Below are 18,060 nucleotides of genomic sequence, written 5' to 3'. Positions count from 1 at the left end.
TTCAGGGCGCGTAGGCTCGAGCGTTATGGCTACCGGCTCCACGATGCACACGTTCGACGTCCAGTTGGCCGACATGGATCGTGGTGTGTACGACGACTTCTCGCTGCGCGTGGCGCGGCATCCGTCCGAGACCGACGCATACATGCTGACCCGCGTGCTCGCCTACGGGCTCGAGTTCACCGAGGGCATCACGTTCGGCGGAGGCATCTCACAGACCGATGAGCCGGCCGTGCTCGTTCGCGACCTCACCGGCCAGATCATCGCATGGATAGAGGTCGGAGCCCCCGACGCCGAACGTCTGCACTACGGCAGCCGCCTCGCCGAGCGCACGGTCGTCTACACGCACCGCGATCCCGCCAAGGTCATGGCGCCGTGGGCCGACAAGCGCATCCACCGTTCAGAGGACATCCGGGTCTTCAGCTTCGACGCCGGCTTCGTCGAGTCGGCCGCGCCGCTCATCGCACGCCGCAACACGATGACGCTCACCGTCACCGAACAGGTGCTCTATCTCGACCTCAACGGCACGACGCTGACGTCAGCGATCCACGAGAACGAGCTCGCCTGAGCCCAGCGGGCGCTTCGGGAGGAGAACTCCCTGTCGGGAGGATGCTTCGCGCTCATTTCTCCTCCCGAGGGGGAGTTCTCCTCCCGAGCGCACGTCGACGTGCCGCGCATCGCACCGCATCGCACCGCCCACGGCGACGACGAAGGCCCCGCCGCCGCGAATGCGGGAGCGAGGCCTTCGAACGCGACGGATCAGGCCGTGAGGTCTGACGCGGTCGGCACGCGACCGGCGATCTCCTCGATCAGGTCGTCGTTCAGGCGAGCGTTCTCGAACGGGGCGTCGATCTCGGCGCGCTCCAGCAGCTCGGTCATGCGGCGCTGACGCTGACGGGTGATCAACGTCACGACGCGGCCCGAACGACCGGCGCGGCCGGTGCGACCCGAACGGTGCAGGTACGTCTTGTACTCGTCGGGGGCGTCGGCCTGGACGACCAGGTCGATGTCGTCGACGTGGATGCCGCGGGCCGCGACATCGGTGGCGACGAGCACGTTCACTCGGCCCGAGGTCAGACGCTCGAGGTTGCGCGTGCGCTTGGCCTGGTTGAGGTCACCGTGCAGCGAGACCGCGGGGATGCCGGCGTCGTCGAACTGCTCGGCGAGCATGTCGGCGTACGCACGGGTGCGGGCGAAGACGAGTGTCTTGCCCTCGCGGTCGACGAGGGACGTGAGGATGTCGGCCTTGTCGCGGTGCTCGATCACGAGCACGCGGTGCTCGATGGTGCTCGACTCCTGGTCTTCACCGGCGACCTCGTAGACGGCCGGGTCGACGAGGAACTCGTCGACGAGAGCCGCGACCTCGCGGTCGAGCGTGGCCGAGAAGAGGAGCTTCTGGCTGCCGTCTGCCGTGTGACGCAGGATGCGCTGCACGGGCTCGACGAATCCGAGCTCGCACATGTGGTCGGCCTCGTCGAGCACGGCGATCTGGCAGTCCGAGAGGTCGAGCTTGCCCTGGTTGATCAGGTCCTCGATGCGACCGGGGGTGCCGATGACGATGTCGACGCCCTTTTTCAGCGCACCCACCTGGCGGCCCTGGGGAACACCACCGTAGATCTGCGTGGTGAAGAGGCCGACGCTGCGGGCGATCGGCTGGATCGTGCCGTCGATCTGCAGCGCGAGCTCGCGCGTCGGAGCGAGGATGATCGCGCGGGGCTTGCGGCCGAATTCACGACGCTTGCCTGCCTGCGACTGCAGCACGCGCTCGACGAGCGGAGCGCCGAAGGCGATGGTCTTTCCCGAACCGGTGCGACCGCGGGCGAGGACATCGCGCCCCTTGAGCACTGCCGGGATGCTGGCTGCCTGGATCGGGAACGGCGTCGCCGCGCCCATGCCCGCGAGGGTCTCGACGATGTTGGATCCGAGACCGAGGTCGCCGAAGGTCACACCGTCGACCTCGACGGCTGCGACGGACTTCGCCTCGAGGCGCTCGTGCACGACGTCGTCCGTCGGCTCGAACTTCTTGGCGGGTGCCGCGCTCGAGGTGGCGTTCCAGTCGTTACGGCTGGGGCGCTCGTTGCGCGACGGCCGCCCGCGGGTGTCCGACGTCAACGGGCGGGGACGCTCGGTGCGGTACGCGCCACCGGTCGAGGGACGCGAACGCTCGTCGCGGCCACCCTCGATCGAACGCTGGGTGCGGTCACGGTCGAAGGCACGACGCGCACGGTCGGCGTCGTAGGAGCGCTCAGAGCGCTCAGCGCCACCGCGGTCATCCCGACGCGGGCCCGCGCCACGGTCGTCACGACGAGGACGGTCGTCGCGGTCGAAGCGGGGACGCTCGGATGCTGCGCGGTCGAAGCGGGGACGCTCGGATGCTGCGCGGTCGAAGCGGGGACGCTCGGTGCGGTCGCCCGAACGGGCAGGACGGTCGTCGCGGTTGAAGCGCTGGCCACCGCGGTCGTCACGGAAGCCACCGGGACGCTGGTCACGGCGGTCGTCACGACCCGGACGTCCGCCATCGCGGTGATCGTTGTCGCGGAAGCCCTGGCGCTGCATGCCGGCACCGCGGTCGTCACGGCGCGGACGCTCGTCACGCTGGCCGCCGCGCTCATCGCGGTACGTGCCGGGACCGGTCGGACGCTGGCCACCGCGGTCATCGCGGCGCGGACGGTCGAAGCCCGCGGAGGACCGGTCGTTGTAGCGCGGACGGTCGTCGCGGTTGTGCGGTGCCTCGCGGCGACCCGACTCGGCACGGTTGCGGATGCCGCGGGACTCGTCGCGACCCGCACGCTCCTGCGACGACCAGCGCTGCTTGGGGGCGCCGCCCTCTTCGGCCGGACGGTAGCCGCGGTGGCCGACGCTGCGGCTGCCAGGGCGACGGTCGAATCCGGCTGCCGGGGTGCGGCGCTCACCGGCATCCGCGCGTCCGCCTCGTGCATCGCGGGTGTCGCGGGTGTCGCGGGTGTCGCGGGCGCCGTCACGGCCGCCGTTGTGGCGGTCGTGGAACGAGGTCTTGTTCGCGCCGTAGCGCGGCTCGAAATTCGCGGAGGGGCGGCCGCCGCGGGGCTTCTTGTTCTTGGGCATGAGGGTGTCCTTCTGAGTTCTCGCCACGAGAACGGCGCCGCGCACACGCGCGGTACCCTGCGCGCGATCGGATGCGACCACGCGGGGTTTCCGGACTGTCAGCGGCCGGGGCCATTCATGTGATGGTTGATTAGCGTCGAGCGACGCTCACCATCGGCCCCTGGACTCACACTTCTTACACAAAAACGTCCGCGCGCTGCGCGGGTGTCCGAAGCCGACGCATCAAGTGTAGCGGTCGCACCTGAAAGAGTCCCCAGTCCCATGACCGATGCAGGTCGCCATACGATTGCGGAGTGAACTCCGCATCCCCCACCGGCACGCAGGTGCACCTCCAGCTCGGCGACGTCAGCGCTCAGATCGCGCAGGTCGGCGCCTCCCTCCGTTCCCTCCGCATCGGATCGGTCGACCTGATCGCCCCGTATCCGCTCGACTCGCCGACGCCCTCGTGCTCCGGTGTCGTGCTCGCTCCCTGGCCGAACCGGGTCCGGGACGGACTCTGGAACGACGAGGGCACGGAGCGGCAGCTCGCCATCACGGAGCCGAAGTTCATGAATGCCAGCCACGGGCTGCTGCGGTTCACGGCGTACGCGATCGAGGAGACGGCCTCGGCGACCACGCTGAGCGCGACGATCGTGCCCCAGACCGGCTACCCGTATCTGATCGAGACGAGCGTCACATACGTGCTGCGAGCCGACGGCATCGATGTCACGCACGCGCTGACCAACCGCTCTGCCACTGCAGCGCCGGTCGCGCTCGGCACTCACCCGTTCGTCACGATCGGCGATGTCGATCCGCGCGACCTCGTGCTGCGGGTGCCTGCGCAGACCGCGTTCGACACCGACGAGCGGATGCTCCCCACCGGCACCCGTCCGGCCGATGCCGCGCTGCGTGACGGCGTCCGGGTCGGCGATGCGAGCCTCGACACGGGCTTCAGCGACCTCGAGCGCGATGCCGACGGACTCGTGCGGCACGCGCTGACCGCACCGGACGGCCGTCGACTCACCGTCTGGCAGGGCGCGGGCTTCGACTTCGTGCAGGTCTACACGACCGACAAGTATCCGGGGCAGTCGCTCGCCGTAGCGATCGAGCCCATGACCGCGCCCGCCGATGCGCTGAACAGCGGTGTCGGCCTGCGGCGCCTGGCTCCCGGGGAGACCTGGACCCTCGAGTGGGGCATCACGCTCGACTGAGTTCGGACGCCTCGGCTCCGTAGCTCCGGAGATGCTGGGCGACGGAGGACTGCTCGGCCCCGCTCGGGCCGAGCAGTCCCCGATTCTCCGGAGTTGCGGCGCGGGCCACACAGCGCGACCCGCGTGCACAGCTCAGCAGGAAACGGCCGACGCCCGCCCGGAATGAGGTTCCGGGCGGGCGTCAGTCTCGGTCGTGAAGAATACGGGACGGCGAGGGCGACTACTCGCCGCGCTCGCGCAACTCCCGGCGGGTCAGCTGATTCGCGTGCGGCAGCGCCGAACCCGACTCCGACGAGCCCGATTCCGACACACCCGCGCCGGCCAGCGCCAGGTCGCCCGAGGAACGAGGGCCGTCCGAGGGATCCGAGTCGTCGTTCGGCGCAGAGCCGTCGCCATCCGAACCCGACTTGCGGGCACGGCGCCGCTCCTTCGCGCCCTCGACGAGGTTGTAGAGCGTCGGAAGCACGATCAGCGTGAGCACCGTCGACGAGAGCAGTCCGCCGATCACGACGATCGCGAGCGGCTGCGAGATGAAGCCGCCGTGACCGGTGATGCCGAGTGCCATCGGGGTCAGCGCGAGGATCGTCGCGAGAGCTGTCATGAGGATCGGCCGCAGACGCTTCTCACCACCGGCCTTGACCGCAGCGAGCGTCGACAGACCCTTCTCCCGATACTGATTCACGAGGTCGATGAGCACGATCGCGTTCGTCACCACGATGCCGATCAGCATCAGCACGCCGATCAGCGATGCGACGCCGAGCGGCACGCCCGTCACGATCTGCAGCAGGATCGCGCCTGTCGCCGCGAACGGCACCGACACGAGCAGCAGCAGCGGCTGACGCAGCGACTTGAAGGTCGCCACCATCACGACGTAGACGATCAGGATCGCCGCGAGCATCGCGAGTCCGAGCTGCGAGAACGAATCGGCCTGCTGCGAGGCGACTCCGCCGACCTCGGCCGACGCGCCGTCAGGCAGGTCGACCGCGGCGAGCGCCTCGGTGACCGACTGGGTCGCCACGGCGAGGTTGTCGGATGCCGGGGGCACGGTGATCGTGGCGGTGCGGCGTCCCTGCTCGGTGGTGATCGAGGTCGGGCCGTTGCGCTCCTCGACGGTGGCGATGTCCTGTAGCTGCACCACACCGGCAGCGCTCGGGATCGCCAGCTCGCGCAGGGCCTGTGCGGTGGCCGGCGGCTCGGAGGCCGCGAGGTAGATCGTCAGCGCGGTGTCGTCGATCTCGACGGTTCCGACCTGTTCCGGGCGCATCGTGTTCGAGACGATCGATCCGACCGCCACCTCCGACAGTCCGCGCTGCGCCGCGGCGTCGCGGTCGACGACCACGGCGAGGTAGGGCAGTGCTGCGGCGAGATTGTCGGTGACCTGTCCGATGCCGTCGCGTCCGTCGAGCTCGTCGATGACCGCAGTCGTGGCGGTCTGCAGGTCTTCGGAGTCGGATGCCGAGACGGTGATCTCGATGTCGCTCGACCCGAGTCCGGCAGAGGCGGCGACCGACACCTCGCCGACGTCGGTGAGCCCCTCGATGGCATCCTGCACATCGGTTCGGAGCTGCTCCTGGTCGGCATCCGCGTCGGTGAGCACTGAGTAGGTCACGCCGGCTCCGCCGGAGAACGCATCGCGCAGTGCGGATCCGCTCGAGCCGATCGAGGCCTGCACGTGGGTGATGCCGTCGATGTCGAGAAGTGCGTCCTCGACGGCGATCGCCGCCTCGGACTTGGTCTCGAGGCTCGCGGTCGGACCGAGGTCCTGCGTCACCGTCATGGTGTTCTGGCCCGAGTCGCTGAGGAAGTTGATCTTCATCAGCGGTGCGGCGGCGAGCGTCGCACCGAGCACGACGACCGCGAGGACCACGGTCAGACCGGAGTGCTTCAGTGTCCACCCGAGGATCGGGCGATACGCCTTCTGGAGCCGCGTGGGCGGGGCGTCGGGGTCTTCGGGGTCGATCTGCGCGCCGTGCTCGTCGAGCAGCGGCTTGCCGGGACGGAGGAACCAGTACGCGAGCACCGGCACGATGGTCAGCGACACCAGCAGCGAGGCGACCATGGCGATCGACACCGTCATGGCGAACGGCCGGAACAGCTCGCCGACCATGTCGCCGACGAACACGATCGGCAGGAACACCGCCACGGTGGTGATGGTCGACGAGGTGACGGCCATCGCCACCTCTCGCACGGCCAGCCGGATCGCGTCTCCCTTGTCGGCATCGCCGACATAGTGCCTCTTGATGTTCTCGATCACGACGATCGAGTCGTCGACCACACGGCCGATCGCGATCGTGAGCGCGCCGAGGGTGAGGATGTTCAGCGAGTAGCCGAACGCCTGCAATCCGATGAAGGTGATCAGCACGCTGGTCGGGATCGAGATGGCGGTCACGAGCGTCGAGCGGATCGACATCAGGAACACGAGGATGACGATCACTGCGAAGACGAGTCCGAGCAGACCCTCTGTGGCGAGGGTCTCGATGGACTGCTGGATGAACGGCGCCTGGTCGAAGATGATCGTGAACTTCGCGTCGGGGAACGCCTCTTCGAGCGTGTCGAGCGCGGCGATGACCCCCTGCGACACCTCGACGGTGTTCGCCGCCGGCAGCTTGGTGATCGAGATCGACAGGGCGTCCTTGCCGTCGACGCGCGAGATCGACGAGATGGGGTCGGTCTCCTGCACGACGGTGGCGACGTCGCCGATCGTCTCGGTCGTGCCGACGAGCGGCAGCGCGGCCAGCTCATCGACAGAGGTGATCTTCGCACCGGTCTGCACGGTGAGCGTCTGACCGTTCTCGGTGATGTCGCCACCGGGGAACAGCGTGCCGTTCTGCTGCAACGCCGTGGTGATCGCCTGCGTGCTCTGACCGACCGCCGCGAGTTTCGCGACGTCGGGCGTGATCGTGATGCGCTGGCCGACGCCGCCGATGATCTCCGCGGCATTCACGCCGTCGACGTCTTCGAGCTCGGGGATGGCAACGCTCTGCAGTTCCGCCTGCGCGTTCTCGGCATCCTCGAAGCCCGTCACCGCGACCTGGATCACAGGGAAATCGTCGATCGACACCGTCAGCACCTGCGGGCTCACGTCTTCGGGCAGTTGACCGGAGATGCGGTTGATCGCCTGCTGGATCTTCTGCTCCGCCGTCGCGAGGTTCGTTCCGTAGGCGAACGTCGCCTGCACGATCGAAGCGTTCGTCGTGCTCGTGGCGGTGGTGCCCTCGAGACCCGGAACACCCTGGATCGCCGATTCGATGGGGGTCGACACGTCGTTCTCGACGACCTCGGGCGAGGCGCCGGGGTAGGTCGTCATGACCATCAGGTTGGGCAGCTCGAGCGACGGGATGAGCTCCTGCTTGAGGTTCGTCAGAGCGAGCCCGCCGAACACGGCGGCGACGATCGTGATCAACGCGATCAGTGCGCGGTTCTTGAGGCTCAGGACGGCGAGGTTCGACAAGGCGGATTCTCTCTCTGCTGATCAGGCGGATTCTGCGGCGGTGGTTGCTGAGGTGGACGCCTGAGGAGTGAGTATCCCGGCGAGGGCGTCGCGAATGAGCTCTTCGTCGAGCGGCTCGTCATGGATCTGAGAGTGCCAGAGTACGCCGTCGATGAAGACGGCTGCGGCCCTCGCCCTGTCGACTCCGTGAACGGGAGCGATGAAGCCGACGATCTCGTCGGACCAGAGGCGTGCGAACTGACGGACCCGCGGGTCGTGCACGGCGGCGGTGACGACCGCGCGGTCGGCCTGCACCGCGCGCGCGTCATCGAGCCCTCGGCGCACCAGACGGGCGAGGCCTTCAGGCGTCACCCCCTCGACGACCACGGCCTGACGGGTCGCGTCGATGCGCGCCTCGATCTCAGCGGCCAGCGCTCCGATCGCCGCCTCGCGCAGATCGTCGAGCGTCGCGAAGTACTGCGTCGTCGAGCCGAGCGGAACTCCGGCCCGCGCTGCGACCTTGCGGTGGGTGAGGGCATCGACGCCGATCTCGACGATCAGCTCGGCGGCCGCTGTGACGATCTCGCGACGGCGCGCTTCAGGATCGCGGCGGCGGCGTGTGCCATCGCTCATCCGAGACCCCCCGTGCGATCACCCCTGTACGGGCGTACATGTACGTTTGTACATTCTGCATCCCGAACCTGGGGGTTCGCCCCGCGCACGCCTCGACCGAAAGGCCCGCAGAGGCCCGCGCAGACGCGAGCTCAACCGCAGACCACCGGCGAGGTCAGAGCAGCGAACCCAGCGCGAGTCCGAGCCCGGCCGCGAGCAGGCCGAGCACCAGCATCCCGATCGCGTGCAGAGCGGATGCCGAGCGCTCCCCGTCGCGCCAGAGCGAGACCGTGTCCAGCATCGCGGTGCTGAACGTCGTGAAGCCGCCGAGCAGACCGGCGCCGAGCAGGAACGCCTGATCCGGCAGCGCGGCGGTGACGAGTCCCAGCGCGAAGGATCCGGTGACGTTCACGACGACGATGCCCCAGGGGAAGCGTCGCCCGACGGCCGTCGAGACAGCGCGGTCGAGCAGGTAGCGCAGTACGGCCCCCACCCCTCCGGCGAGTGCGGCGGCGACGAACAGCAGCGGGGTCATGAGCCGGCTCCGGCGATACGGGCGGCGGAGCGCGGCCGCCCGAGTCGCAGCCCGAGAGCCGCCGCCGCGAGGCCGAGCACGAGGCTGACGGTGACGTAGGCGAACGCGAGCAGTGGAGCATCCGTCCACAGCTCGATCGTTCCGGTCATCACCGCGCTGTACGTCGTGAAGCCGCCGAGCACGCCGGTGCCGAGGAACACCCTGAGGTCTGAGGTCTGGGGCAGACGGGCGGCGAGGACGCCGATCAGCAGCGACCCGAGCACGTTGACCAGCAGCGTGGCGACCGGGAAGCCACCGGCATCCGCGATCGCGAGCCCGAGCCCGAGCCGTGCCGCCGTGCCGATCGCACCGCCGGCGAAGACGAGGAGCAGGCGGCGAAGGGTCACGCGGCAACTCTATCCGCGTCATTGCAAGGCATCCGTCCGATGTCAACCCGCTGTGTGCCAGGGGCGCCGAGGCGAAGACTGTCGTCATGAAGCCACTGTGGAAGCTCGACCGGACCCCGCCCATCGGCACACCGTTCGACCCCGGCGCACGGCACGACGTGATCGTGGTCGGCGCCGGACTCACCGGGCTCTCCACCGCGGTGATGCTGACGCGCGCAGGGCTCGATGTCGCCGTGATCGAGGCGGGCGACGTCGCCGAGCTCGCGACCGGCGGCAACACCGGCAAGCTGACGCTGCTGCAGGGCAAGCGCCTCGCCGAGATCCGTAGACATCACCCCGCGTCGCTCGTTCAGGCGTACGTCGACGCCAACCGCGAGGGCATGGACTGGCTGGTCGGCTTCGCCGATCACGCAGGAGTCGGCTACGAGCGACGGATCGATCACTCGTATGCGCAGGACCCGAGTGGGGTGGACTCCGTGCGCGAGGTGCATGAGGCTGCGCGCGAAGCCGGCCTTGCCACCAGGATGCTCAGTCGTGCAGAGCTGGCAGGCACGGCGTTCCCCGTCGTCGGAGCCGTGGCGCTCGACGACCAGGTGACGATCGACCCTGCTCTGGTGTCGCAGGCGCTCGCTGAGGAGCTGCTCGCCACCGGCGGCACGCTGCACACGGGCGTCAGGGTCACCGCCACCCACGTCCTCCCCGAGCCGCGTGTCGAGACGCCCGTGGGCCCGATGTTCGCCGAGCACATCGTGATCGCGACGGGATACCCGATTCTCGACCGCGGCCTGTACTTCACGAAGATGCGGGCCTTCCGCTCGTACTGCGTCTCGTTCCGCGTCGCAGGCGACGTGCCGGACTCGACCTTCATCTCGCTCGACTCCCCCAGCCGCTCGATCCGTCCGGTGTCCCCCGCCGACGGCCCCGGCGGCACGGCGCAGCTCATCGTCGGCGGCAACGGGCATCCGGTCGGGCGCTCCGACAGCGAGGCCGCTGCCGTCGACGACCTGGTCGAGTGGACGAAGAAGCACTTCCCCGGCGCGGAGGAGACGCACCGCTGGTCGGCGCAGGACTACGAGTCGCACAATCAGATCCCCTTCGTGGGGGCGATGCCGCGGGGACTCGGCAGCATCCGCTTCGCCACGGGCTATGCCAAGTGGGGGCTGTCGAACGCGCCGGCCGCGGCTCTGCGTCTGACCGCCGAGATCCTCGGTGCCAGCTGGCATGACCGGCCGTCGTGGATGGTCAAGCTCGGCACGAGACTGACGGTTCCCGCCGACCTCGCCAGAGGGGCCGTCGAGGGTGCGAAGGTCGCTGCCGCCGCGACGAGCGGATGGGTCGAGGCCGAACGCCGACCCGTGCCCGTGCCGAAGCCGGCCGAGGGCGAAGGCGTCGTCGCGAACCGAGGCGGACGCCCTGTGGCCATCTCGACCGTCGACGGCGTGACCCGCTCAGTCTCGGCCGTGTGCCCGCACCTGGGCGGAGTGCTCGCCTGGAACGACGAGGAGTGCACGTGGGACTGCCCGCTGCATGCCTCGCGCTTCGAGGCCGACGGCACGCGCATCGAAGGCCCTGCGCTGCAGGACCTCAAGGCGCTGCCCCGCAAGAGCGGGGGCTGAGCGTCAGCTCGCCGCCGGTGCGCCTGCGCCCGGCGGCGGGGAGTCCCAGCCCTGCTGAGGCTCGTCGCAGTTCTCGCGGAACACATACTGCGAGGCGAGCTTGCGCTGATGGCTCGACCAGTCGATGGCCGGGCGGCGCTGCTCGGGCGGCAGGTAGCCGAGGCGGTAGACGGCCATGAGCTCGAGGTCGTCGGGCACGCGCAGCAGCTTGACGATCTCGTCCCACTGCCCCGGAACCTCCATCGGGAACGAGATGAACTGGATGCCCATGCCGAGCTCGACCGTGGTGAGCCAGACGTTCTCCATGGCCGCGCCCATGCTGAACACCGAGTAGAACGACGAGAGCTGGCCCGGTCGATACTCGCTGCGATCGAGCATCACGCCCAGCAGCAGCGGTGAGCCGGCGACGAGCTTGTGGTTCTCCTCGCCCAGAGTCTTCGGCACCCCGAACGTGTTCATCAGCTTCTGGCCGCGCTTGGTGAACACCTGGCTCGTGAACGGGCGAAGGGCTGCGGGGAGCTTGTCGAACAGCATCCCGCTGCGCTTCTCCTCCATCTCGGCCTGACTGAAGCGGAAGTAGGGCTTGTAGCGCTCGAAGAACGTGCCGTTCGACATCGCCTCGGTCATGCTGTCGCCCGAGATGCGTGCGATCCTGTCGATCGTGTCGCGGCTCTCGATGACGACGAACCGCCACGGCTGACTGTTCAGCTGCGAGGGTGCGCGGCCTGCTGCTTCGAGCAGGATGCGCTGATGCTCCTCCGACACCGGGTCGGGCAGGAAGGGCCCGTTCGTGGTCTTGCGGCGGCGGATGGCGTCGAGCAGTTCCATGCGTTCACTTCCGGTCGGTGGCGAGGCGCGAGCAGATGAGGCCCGCGACGATGAAGGGGGCTGCGGCGAGCGCGACGAGCGGATGCCGTCGGCCGTGCGTGCCGAGATACGGGATGGCGGCGAGCGGTGCAGCGGCGGGCGCCAAGGCCAGGGCTGCGCGACGGCTCGCGTGCTTCGGCGTGCCCCAGAGGATCGCCGAGAATGCGGCGGCAGAGGTCGCACACGTGGCGATGTAGATCGCGTGGTGCAACCAGCGGAAGTTGCTCGTGTCGATGAGTCTGGCGGCGACCGCCGAGCCGAGGGCGACGTTCGCGATGTACGCGACGGCCGCCGCCGCGAACAGCGGCGCAGCATCCGTGCGTCTGCGTCGGTGGCCCATGCCATGACACTACGCCCACGCCCGGCATCCGCTCTCGGCCTTGCCCCGACGTCTGGATCTGTGCAAAGCGGGGTGTGTCGGTGCGGCCGGGCACGCACCACCGGCGCGGTGCGGGGGTCAATTACGCACCTGAATCGGGCGATTCGGATGCGTAACTGACCCCGCACGACCAGCGGATGCTGTCCAGCGCGTTACAGGTTGCCCTCCGCGTAGATGCGGAGCGCGTCGCGGACGAACTCCGCGCCCTGCGTGCCACCCGCCGACGTCGCGTAGTTCGAGCCGAAGCGCGGGTCTGCGACGTACATCTCGCCGAGTCCGATGACGTATGCCTTGACGTCGCCGCCCGGCACAGCCGCGGGGGTACCCGGGATGCCGGTGAGCCACTCGACGTGGCGCCGGGCGATGTCCTGTGCCTCGGCGGATGCCGGGTCGATGCCGCTCTCTGCGGCGGCGATCCAGTCGCGGCCGAGGTCGGAGACGCGCTGCTGCCAGTCGGCGCGTTCGGCGTCGGTCATCCCGCGCCACCAGCGGTCGCTGTCGGCGTAGGTCTTGCGACCCCAACGCTGTTCGACCTCCTCCTTGTACTGGGTGTGGTCGAAACCGTCGAACATGTTCTCTGCCATGAGTTCTTCACCTCCTTTCAATGCGTTGATGGTGTTCTCGACCGATGCGATCTGTCGCGCCAGCCGGTTCTGCTCCTCGCGCAGCAGCGCGAGGTGTGTCTCGAGGGCGGACTCCTCGCTCTGCCGTGAGGTCACCGGGTTCAGCACCTCGGCGATCTGCGGCAGACCGAGTCCGAGCTCGCGCAGCAGCAGGATGCGCTGCAGGCGCACGAGAGCGGACTCGTCGTAATGGCGATAGCCGTTGTGCGCGATGCGCGACGGCGGCAGCAGGCCGACATCGTCATAGTGGCGCAGGGTTCTGCTGGTGGTGCCCGCCAGTCGGGCGATCTCCTGGATCGACCAATCACGACCGGTCATCGCGTCCTCCTTCCGTGGATCCGTTCTGCGATAACTCCACGGTAGAAGTTGACGTTGCGTCAAGGTCAAGCCAGGCCCCAACCGATATTCTTCATCCGCCCGTGACACGAATCGGCCCGCCGCTCGCTACGGTCGTCACGTGCCCGAATCACACTCCTCCCTGCATCCGCTCGCCCTCGCTCCTGTGATCGCTCCGCCGAGCACCGCGGATGAGTTCGCGAAGCGCTTCCTGCACAACCTCAACTTCGACCGGGGCGTCGCGCTGTCGGCATCCAGTGCCAACGATCGCTACCTCGCGCTCGCCCACACGGTGCGCGACTACCTGATGGCGCGCTGGCTCGAAGATGTGCGGCACCAGAAGGAGGTGCAGTCGAAGGGCGTCTGCTACCTCTCGGCCGAGTACCTGCTGGGGCGTCAGCTCGACAACAACCTGCTCGCCGCCGATCTCACGGAGGTCGCGGCCGAAGCCCTCGCCTCGTGCGGCGTCTCGCTCGACGAACTGCGCGCCCACGAGGTCGAGCCCGGCCTCGGCAACGGAGGACTCGGGCGCCTCGCGGCCTGCTTCATCGACTCGCTCGCCACGATGGCCGTGCCGAGCATCGGCTACGGCATCCGCTACGAATACGGCATCTTCCGCCAGACGTTCGTCGACGGGCAGCAGGTCGAGCAGCCCGACGCGTGGCTCGCTCTCGGCTCTCCGTGGGAGTTCGCCCGCCCCGAAGACGCGCAGACCATCGCGTTCGGCGGCCACACCGAGAAGTACGACGACGAGGGCATCACCCGCAGCCGCTGGGTGCCCGCCTGGAACGTGCAGGCGGTGCCCTACAACTACATGGTCCCCGGCTTCCGGAACGGCCGCGTCAACACTCTGCGGCTGTGGAGCGCGGTCGCGACGAGCGCCTTCGACCTGCGCATCTTCAACTCCGGCGACTACGAAGAGGCCGTGCGCGCGCAGACCTACGCCGAGAACATCTCGAAGGTGCTCTACCCCGAAGACTCCACTCCGCAGGGCAAAGAGCTGCGACTGCAGCAGCAGTACTTCTTCGTCGCGGCCTCGATCCACGACTTCCTCGACAACATGCTCGCCGACGGCTTCGACCTCGCGAACCTTCCCGACCGCGTGATCTTCCAGCTCAACGACACCCACCCGGTGATCGCGGTGCCCGAGTTCATGCGCGTGCTCATCGACGAGAGGCACCTCGAGTGGGATGCCGCGTGGGCGATCACCCGGCAGTGCTTCGCCTACACGTGCCACACGCTGCTGCCCGAAGCGCTCGAGGTCTGGCCGGTCGAGCTGCTCGGCCGCCTGCTGCCCCGCCATCTCGAGATCATCTACCGCATCAACGACGAGTTCCTCGTGGCGGTGCGCGAGCGTTTCGGCGACGACGAGATGCTCGTGCGCAACATGTCGATCATCGCCGAGCATCCGGTCCGCTCCGTGCGCATGGCGTATCTCGCCACCGTCGCCGGTGCGAAGGTCAACGGCGTGGCCGAACTGCACTCGCAGCTGCTCCGCGACAAGGTGCTCCATGACTTCGATGCGTTCTTCCCCGGAAAGTTCACCAACGTCACGAACGGCGTCACGCCTCGACGGTTCCTGCGTCTCGCCAACCCCGAGCTCTCGTCCCTCATCACCGCGGCGATCGGCGACGGCTGGACCACCGACCTCGAGCGGCTGCACGAGCTGGAGCCGTTCGCCGAGGATGCCGAGTTCCGCACGGCGTTCGCCGGAGTCAAAGCCGCGAACAAACGCCGCCTCAGCGAGGTGCTGCGCGAGCGCGACGGCGTCGAGATCAGCGACGGCCACATGCTCGACGTCATGGTCAAGCGCCTGCACGAGTACAAGCGCCAGCTGCTGAAGGTGCTGCATATCGTCACGACCTACGAGGGCGTGATCTCGGGCCGCATCGCCGTGTCGGACGTCGTGCCCCGCACCGCGATCTTCGGGGCGAAGGCGGCGCCCGGCTATGCGATGGCGAAGCGCATCATCCACCTGATCAACGCCGTCGGCGAGGTCGTGAACACCGACCCTCGTCTCGAGGGTCGGCTGAAGGTCGTCTTCCCGCCGAACTACAACGTGACCCTCGCCGAACGCGTGATCCCCGCCGCCGACCTGTCGGAGCAGATCTCGCTCGCCGGCAAAGAGGCATCGGGCACGGGCAACATGAAGTTCGCCCTGAACGGCGCGCTCACGATCGGCACGGATGACGGGGCGAACGTCGAGATCCGCGAGCTCGTGGGCGACGACAACTTCTACCTGTTCGGCATGAGCGAGCCCGAGGTCGAGGCCCTCAGCATCCGCGGATACCGACCGCAGGAGTTCTACCAGGCCGACGAGGGCCTGCGTCGGGCGATCGACCTGATCGCCTCCGGCGCGTTCTCACGCGGTGACCGCTCGGTGTTCGAGCCCGTGGTCTCGAACCTGCTCTACGAAGACCGCTTCATGGTGCTCGCCGACTACGCGTCGTACATCGAGGCACAGGGCGCAGTGGATGCTGCGTACGCCGACCAGGATGCGTGGACCCGCTCGGCGATCCTCAACGTCGCGCGCACCGGGTTCTTCTCGTCCGACCGATCGATCCGCGACTACATCGACCGGATCTGGCACACCCCTCCCCTCGTCTGAGGACCCCTGGCCCGTTTGCAGGACCGAAGCACGTCTGCAGGAGCATCTCGGCCAGCCGCTCCTGCAGACGCGCCGGGATCCTGCACACGGCACACTCAGGAATCTCCCTGTTGACAAAGTCGAGATATATCGTGTTACTGTTCTCGAACACGATATATCGTGTTCCCTCGACCCAGGAGAAGCAGACATGACCGAGAAGTGGCTCATCGCCCCCGGCGAAGAACGCGTCATCGACATCGAGAACGTCACCCGACTGAAGATCGGTCTGGTGGGCGGACAGGTCGATGTCATCGCGCACGACGAACCCGGCATCCGCATCGAGGTGCACGGTGTCACCACCAAGGATCTCCGCATCGAAGCCAACGACGGCGAGGTCGAGATCGATCACCCGCAGCTCGGCTGGGACAACTTCCTCGAGGTGTTCCGCAACTTCGGCTCCGGCGGCCCCAAGGCCGAGGTCAGCGTCGCCGTGCCCCGCTCGATCGCCCTCAACCTCGGCGTCGTCAGCGCCGGCGCACTCGTCTCCGGCATCCGTAACGACGCCCGCCTCAACACCGTCTCGGGCGACCTCATCGTCGACACGCTCATCGGCGACCTCACGGTCAACTCGGTGTCCGGCGACGTGCAGGTGCGCGGCCTCACGGGCTCGATCAGTGCGAACAGCGTCTCAGGAGATGTCGCGGTCACCGGCACCATCCGCCGCGCCACGGTCGACATCGTCTCGGGGTCGACGCTGGTCGACGCAGCGGGCGACGTGAACACCATCAACGTCAACTCGGTCTCCGGCGGCACCACCGTGCGCCTCGACGAGTCGCTCGCCGCGAACTACGTCGTGCGCTCGCTGAGCGGTCGCCTGCTGATCGACGGCATCGAGCGCGGCTCCTCCGGAATCAACAACTACACGGGCTCGACCGGCGAGCTGGCGGGTCGCTTCGTCGATCTCCGCGCGAACTCGGTGTCGGGCGGCGTCACGATCCTTCGTCGCACGCCGGCCTCGATCACAGATGATGCGGAGTGGGAAGCATGAGTCCCGCAGTCTTCTCCCACGGCGACCTCAGGCTCTACCTGCTGTCGTTGCTCGCCGAGGCCCCCCAGCACGGATACGGCATCATCCAGGCCCTGACCGATCGCACGGGCGGCACCTACACGCCGAGCGCCGGCACCATCTACCCGCGGCTCGCGAAGCTCGAGGAAGAGGGTCTGGTCAGCAAGACCGTCGACGGTCGCACGACCATCTACTCGATCACGGATGCCGGACGCGCCGAGCTCACGTCACGCGAAGGCGACCTCGCGGGCATCGAGGCGGGTCTCACCGACTCGGTGCGCCTGATCGCCAACGAGGTCCGCCAGAGCGTCAAAGAAGCCATGAAGAGCCTTCGCGCCGACCTGGCCACGGCTGAGAAGGACGACCGCGCAGCATCCAAGTCCCGCCCGCGCACCGCAGGCGACGACGAGCGCATCGTCAGCCGCGAGGAACTGCACCGAGCGGATGCCGTCATCAACGCCTTCCGCGCCCGCGTGCGCACCGACCTCCGCACCCACGTGGCGAAGGGCGGCACGTTGCCGACATCCGTCGTCACGCAGTTGGAGGACGGACTGGATGCCGCAGCGCGAGGCATCACCACCGCCCTGGCGTCGCTCGGGCGCTGACCCCTGCCAAGACCGTCGAAGCCCCTCCCGTCGTATGACGTGAGGGGCTTCGGCGGTTCGGATGGCTGACCTACTCCGTCCAGATCTCCGGCTGGGTGTCCGGCACCGGGTCTTGCAGGGGCACGACGAGCACGGACCTGTGCTGACGATGCGCGAGGCGAGCGGCGACCGATCCGGTGAAGAACTCGCGGATCGACTCTCCGATGCCGCGCTTGCGCGTGCCGACGACGATCAGCTGGGCGTCGAGCTTGGTCGCGAGCTGCTTGATGGCGAGGGCCGGGTCGCCGACCAGCTGGCGGGCGGTCCACGTCAGGCCCGTTCCGTCGAGGGCGGCGGTGGCTTCGGCCTGCACGGCCTCGAACTCGGCTGTTCCGGCGTCGATGTTGATGTCGATGGGTGCCGAGTGCACGTAGCCGTCAGGATCTTCGTAGGTGACGAAGCGCGTGACGTCGACGTGCGCCACCACGAGCGGCACTCGGAGCAGCCGCGCGAATCGCGCCGCTTCTTCGATCACACGCACCGGCTGACCCGGCTGCATCCCGACGATCACGGCCTTCTGCAGTGTCGCGTTCTGCGCGGCCTCATCGGTGGGCCTCGAGGTGTCATCAGTCATGAGGATCGCTCCCTTCACCAGCTGCCAACGGGCCAGTGCGGTCTGGCCGCGTGCTATTCTGAATGCTACTCTTACCGGCCCTCAGCCGGTGTCGTGAATGACTCGGGCAGATGGTTGCCCGCAGCTTAACTCGT

At 68.3% G+C, this 18,060-nt stretch carries 15 protein-coding genes; 6 read left to right on the top strand and 9 right to left on the bottom strand.

What is annotated here, in order from left to right; translation table 11 throughout:
• The first annotated feature begins 25 nt into the window (after nt 1-25).
• On the top strand, nt 26-565 hold the full coding sequence (locus ACZ0AA_RS16050) for a YaeQ family protein (RefSeq protein ID WP_463513553.1): 540 nt from the start codon (nt 26-28) through the stop codon (nt 563-565).
• Nucleotides 566-756: 191 nt separating this feature from the next.
• On the opposite strand, the gene ACZ0AA_RS16045 is transcribed toward ACZ0AA_RS16050, so the two are convergent.
• The gene (locus ACZ0AA_RS16045; protein ID WP_463513552.1) at nt 757-3,081 is read right to left on the bottom strand and encodes a DEAD/DEAH box helicase; all 2,325 of its coding nucleotides are present in this window, start codon (nt 3,079-3,081) and stop codon (nt 757-759) included.
• Nucleotides 3,082-3,374: 293 nt separating this feature from the next.
• Between ACZ0AA_RS16045 and ACZ0AA_RS16040 the strand changes: the two genes are divergently transcribed.
• Nucleotides 3,375-4,271, top strand: coding sequence for an aldose 1-epimerase family protein (locus ACZ0AA_RS16040; RefSeq protein ID WP_463513551.1), 897 nt, complete (start codon nt 3,375-3,377; stop codon nt 4,269-4,271).
• A gap of 220 nt (nt 4,272-4,491) precedes the next feature.
• On the opposite strand, the gene ACZ0AA_RS16035 is transcribed toward ACZ0AA_RS16040, so the two are convergent.
• The 4 genes from ACZ0AA_RS16035 to ACZ0AA_RS16020 form a co-directional block, all read right to left on the bottom strand.
• Nucleotides 4,492-7,722, bottom strand: coding sequence for an efflux RND transporter permease subunit (locus ACZ0AA_RS16035; RefSeq protein ID WP_463513550.1), 3,231 nt, complete (start codon nt 7,720-7,722; stop codon nt 4,492-4,494).
• A gap of 21 nt (nt 7,723-7,743) precedes the next feature.
• Nucleotides 7,744-8,334: a TetR/AcrR family transcriptional regulator gene (locus tag ACZ0AA_RS16030; protein WP_400862513.1), complete on the bottom strand. Its 591-nt coding sequence runs from the start codon at nt 8,332-8,334 to the stop codon at nt 7,744-7,746.
• A 154-nt stretch (nt 8,335-8,488) separates the two neighbouring features.
• On the bottom strand, nt 8,489-8,848 hold the full coding sequence (locus tag ACZ0AA_RS16025; protein ID WP_463513549.1) for a fluoride efflux transporter FluC: 360 nt from the start codon (nt 8,846-8,848) through the stop codon (nt 8,489-8,491).
• Nucleotides 8,845-9,234 (bottom strand): fluoride efflux transporter FluC, encoded by a 390-nt coding sequence (locus ACZ0AA_RS16020; protein ID WP_463513548.1) that lies wholly within the window; start codon nt 9,232-9,234, stop codon nt 8,845-8,847. The genes ACZ0AA_RS16025 and ACZ0AA_RS16020 overlap by 4 nt, the downstream gene beginning before the upstream one ends.
• Before the next feature lie 86 nt (nt 9,235-9,320).
• Between ACZ0AA_RS16020 and ACZ0AA_RS16015 the strand changes: the two genes are divergently transcribed.
• The gene (locus ACZ0AA_RS16015) at nt 9,321-10,850 is read left to right on the top strand and encodes an FAD-dependent oxidoreductase (RefSeq protein WP_463513547.1); all 1,530 of its coding nucleotides are present in this window, start codon (nt 9,321-9,323) and stop codon (nt 10,848-10,850) included.
• A gap of 3 nt (nt 10,851-10,853) precedes the next feature.
• Here the strand turns inward: ACZ0AA_RS16015 and ACZ0AA_RS16010 are convergent, their stop codons facing one another.
• The 3 genes from ACZ0AA_RS16010 to ACZ0AA_RS16000 all read right to left on the bottom strand — a co-directional run bounded on the left by ACZ0AA_RS16010 (nt 10,854) and on the right by ACZ0AA_RS16000 (nt 13,037).
• Nucleotides 10,854-11,678, bottom strand: coding sequence for a nitroreductase family protein (locus ACZ0AA_RS16010; protein WP_400862520.1), 825 nt, complete (start codon nt 11,676-11,678; stop codon nt 10,854-10,856).
• A gap of 4 nt (nt 11,679-11,682) precedes the next feature.
• Nucleotides 11,683-12,057 carry a hypothetical protein gene (locus ACZ0AA_RS16005; RefSeq protein WP_463513546.1) on the bottom strand — a complete coding sequence of 125 codons (375 nt, stop codon included), beginning with the start codon at nt 12,055-12,057 and terminating at the stop codon, nt 11,683-11,685.
• 191 nt (nt 12,058-12,248) lie between these two features.
• The gene (locus ACZ0AA_RS16000) at nt 12,249-13,037 is read right to left on the bottom strand and encodes a MerR family transcriptional regulator (RefSeq protein ID WP_463513545.1); all 789 of its coding nucleotides are present in this window, start codon (nt 13,035-13,037) and stop codon (nt 12,249-12,251) included.
• 139 nt (nt 13,038-13,176) lie between these two features.
• Here ACZ0AA_RS16000 and ACZ0AA_RS15995 point away from each other — a divergent pair, with 139 nt between their 5' ends.
• The 3 genes from ACZ0AA_RS15995 (at nt 13,177) to ACZ0AA_RS15985 (ending at nt 17,313) form a co-directional block, all read left to right on the top strand.
• Nucleotides 13,177-15,663: a glycogen/starch/alpha-glucan phosphorylase gene (locus tag ACZ0AA_RS15995; RefSeq protein WP_463513544.1), complete on the top strand. Its 2,487-nt coding sequence runs from the start codon at nt 13,177-13,179 to the stop codon at nt 15,661-15,663.
• Between the two features lie 187 nt (nt 15,664-15,850).
• Nucleotides 15,851-16,690, top strand: coding sequence for a DUF4097 family beta strand repeat-containing protein (locus tag ACZ0AA_RS15990; protein ID WP_400862527.1), 840 nt, complete (start codon nt 15,851-15,853; stop codon nt 16,688-16,690).
• On the top strand, nt 16,687-17,313 hold the full coding sequence (locus ACZ0AA_RS15985) for a PadR family transcriptional regulator (RefSeq protein WP_400862529.1): 627 nt from the start codon (nt 16,687-16,689) through the stop codon (nt 17,311-17,313). The genes ACZ0AA_RS15990 and ACZ0AA_RS15985 overlap by 4 nt, the downstream gene beginning before the upstream one ends.
• Before the next feature lie 70 nt (nt 17,314-17,383).
• On the opposite strand, the gene ACZ0AA_RS15980 is transcribed toward ACZ0AA_RS15985, so the two are convergent.
• On the bottom strand, nt 17,384-17,926 hold the full coding sequence (locus ACZ0AA_RS15980) for a universal stress protein (protein WP_400862531.1): 543 nt from the start codon (nt 17,924-17,926) through the stop codon (nt 17,384-17,386).
• Nucleotides 17,927-18,060: the final 134 nt, after the last annotated feature.

It is taken from the genome of Microbacterium sp. AC035, assembly GCF_979258485.1.
This window is presented reverse-complemented; position numbering and strand designations above follow the sequence as displayed.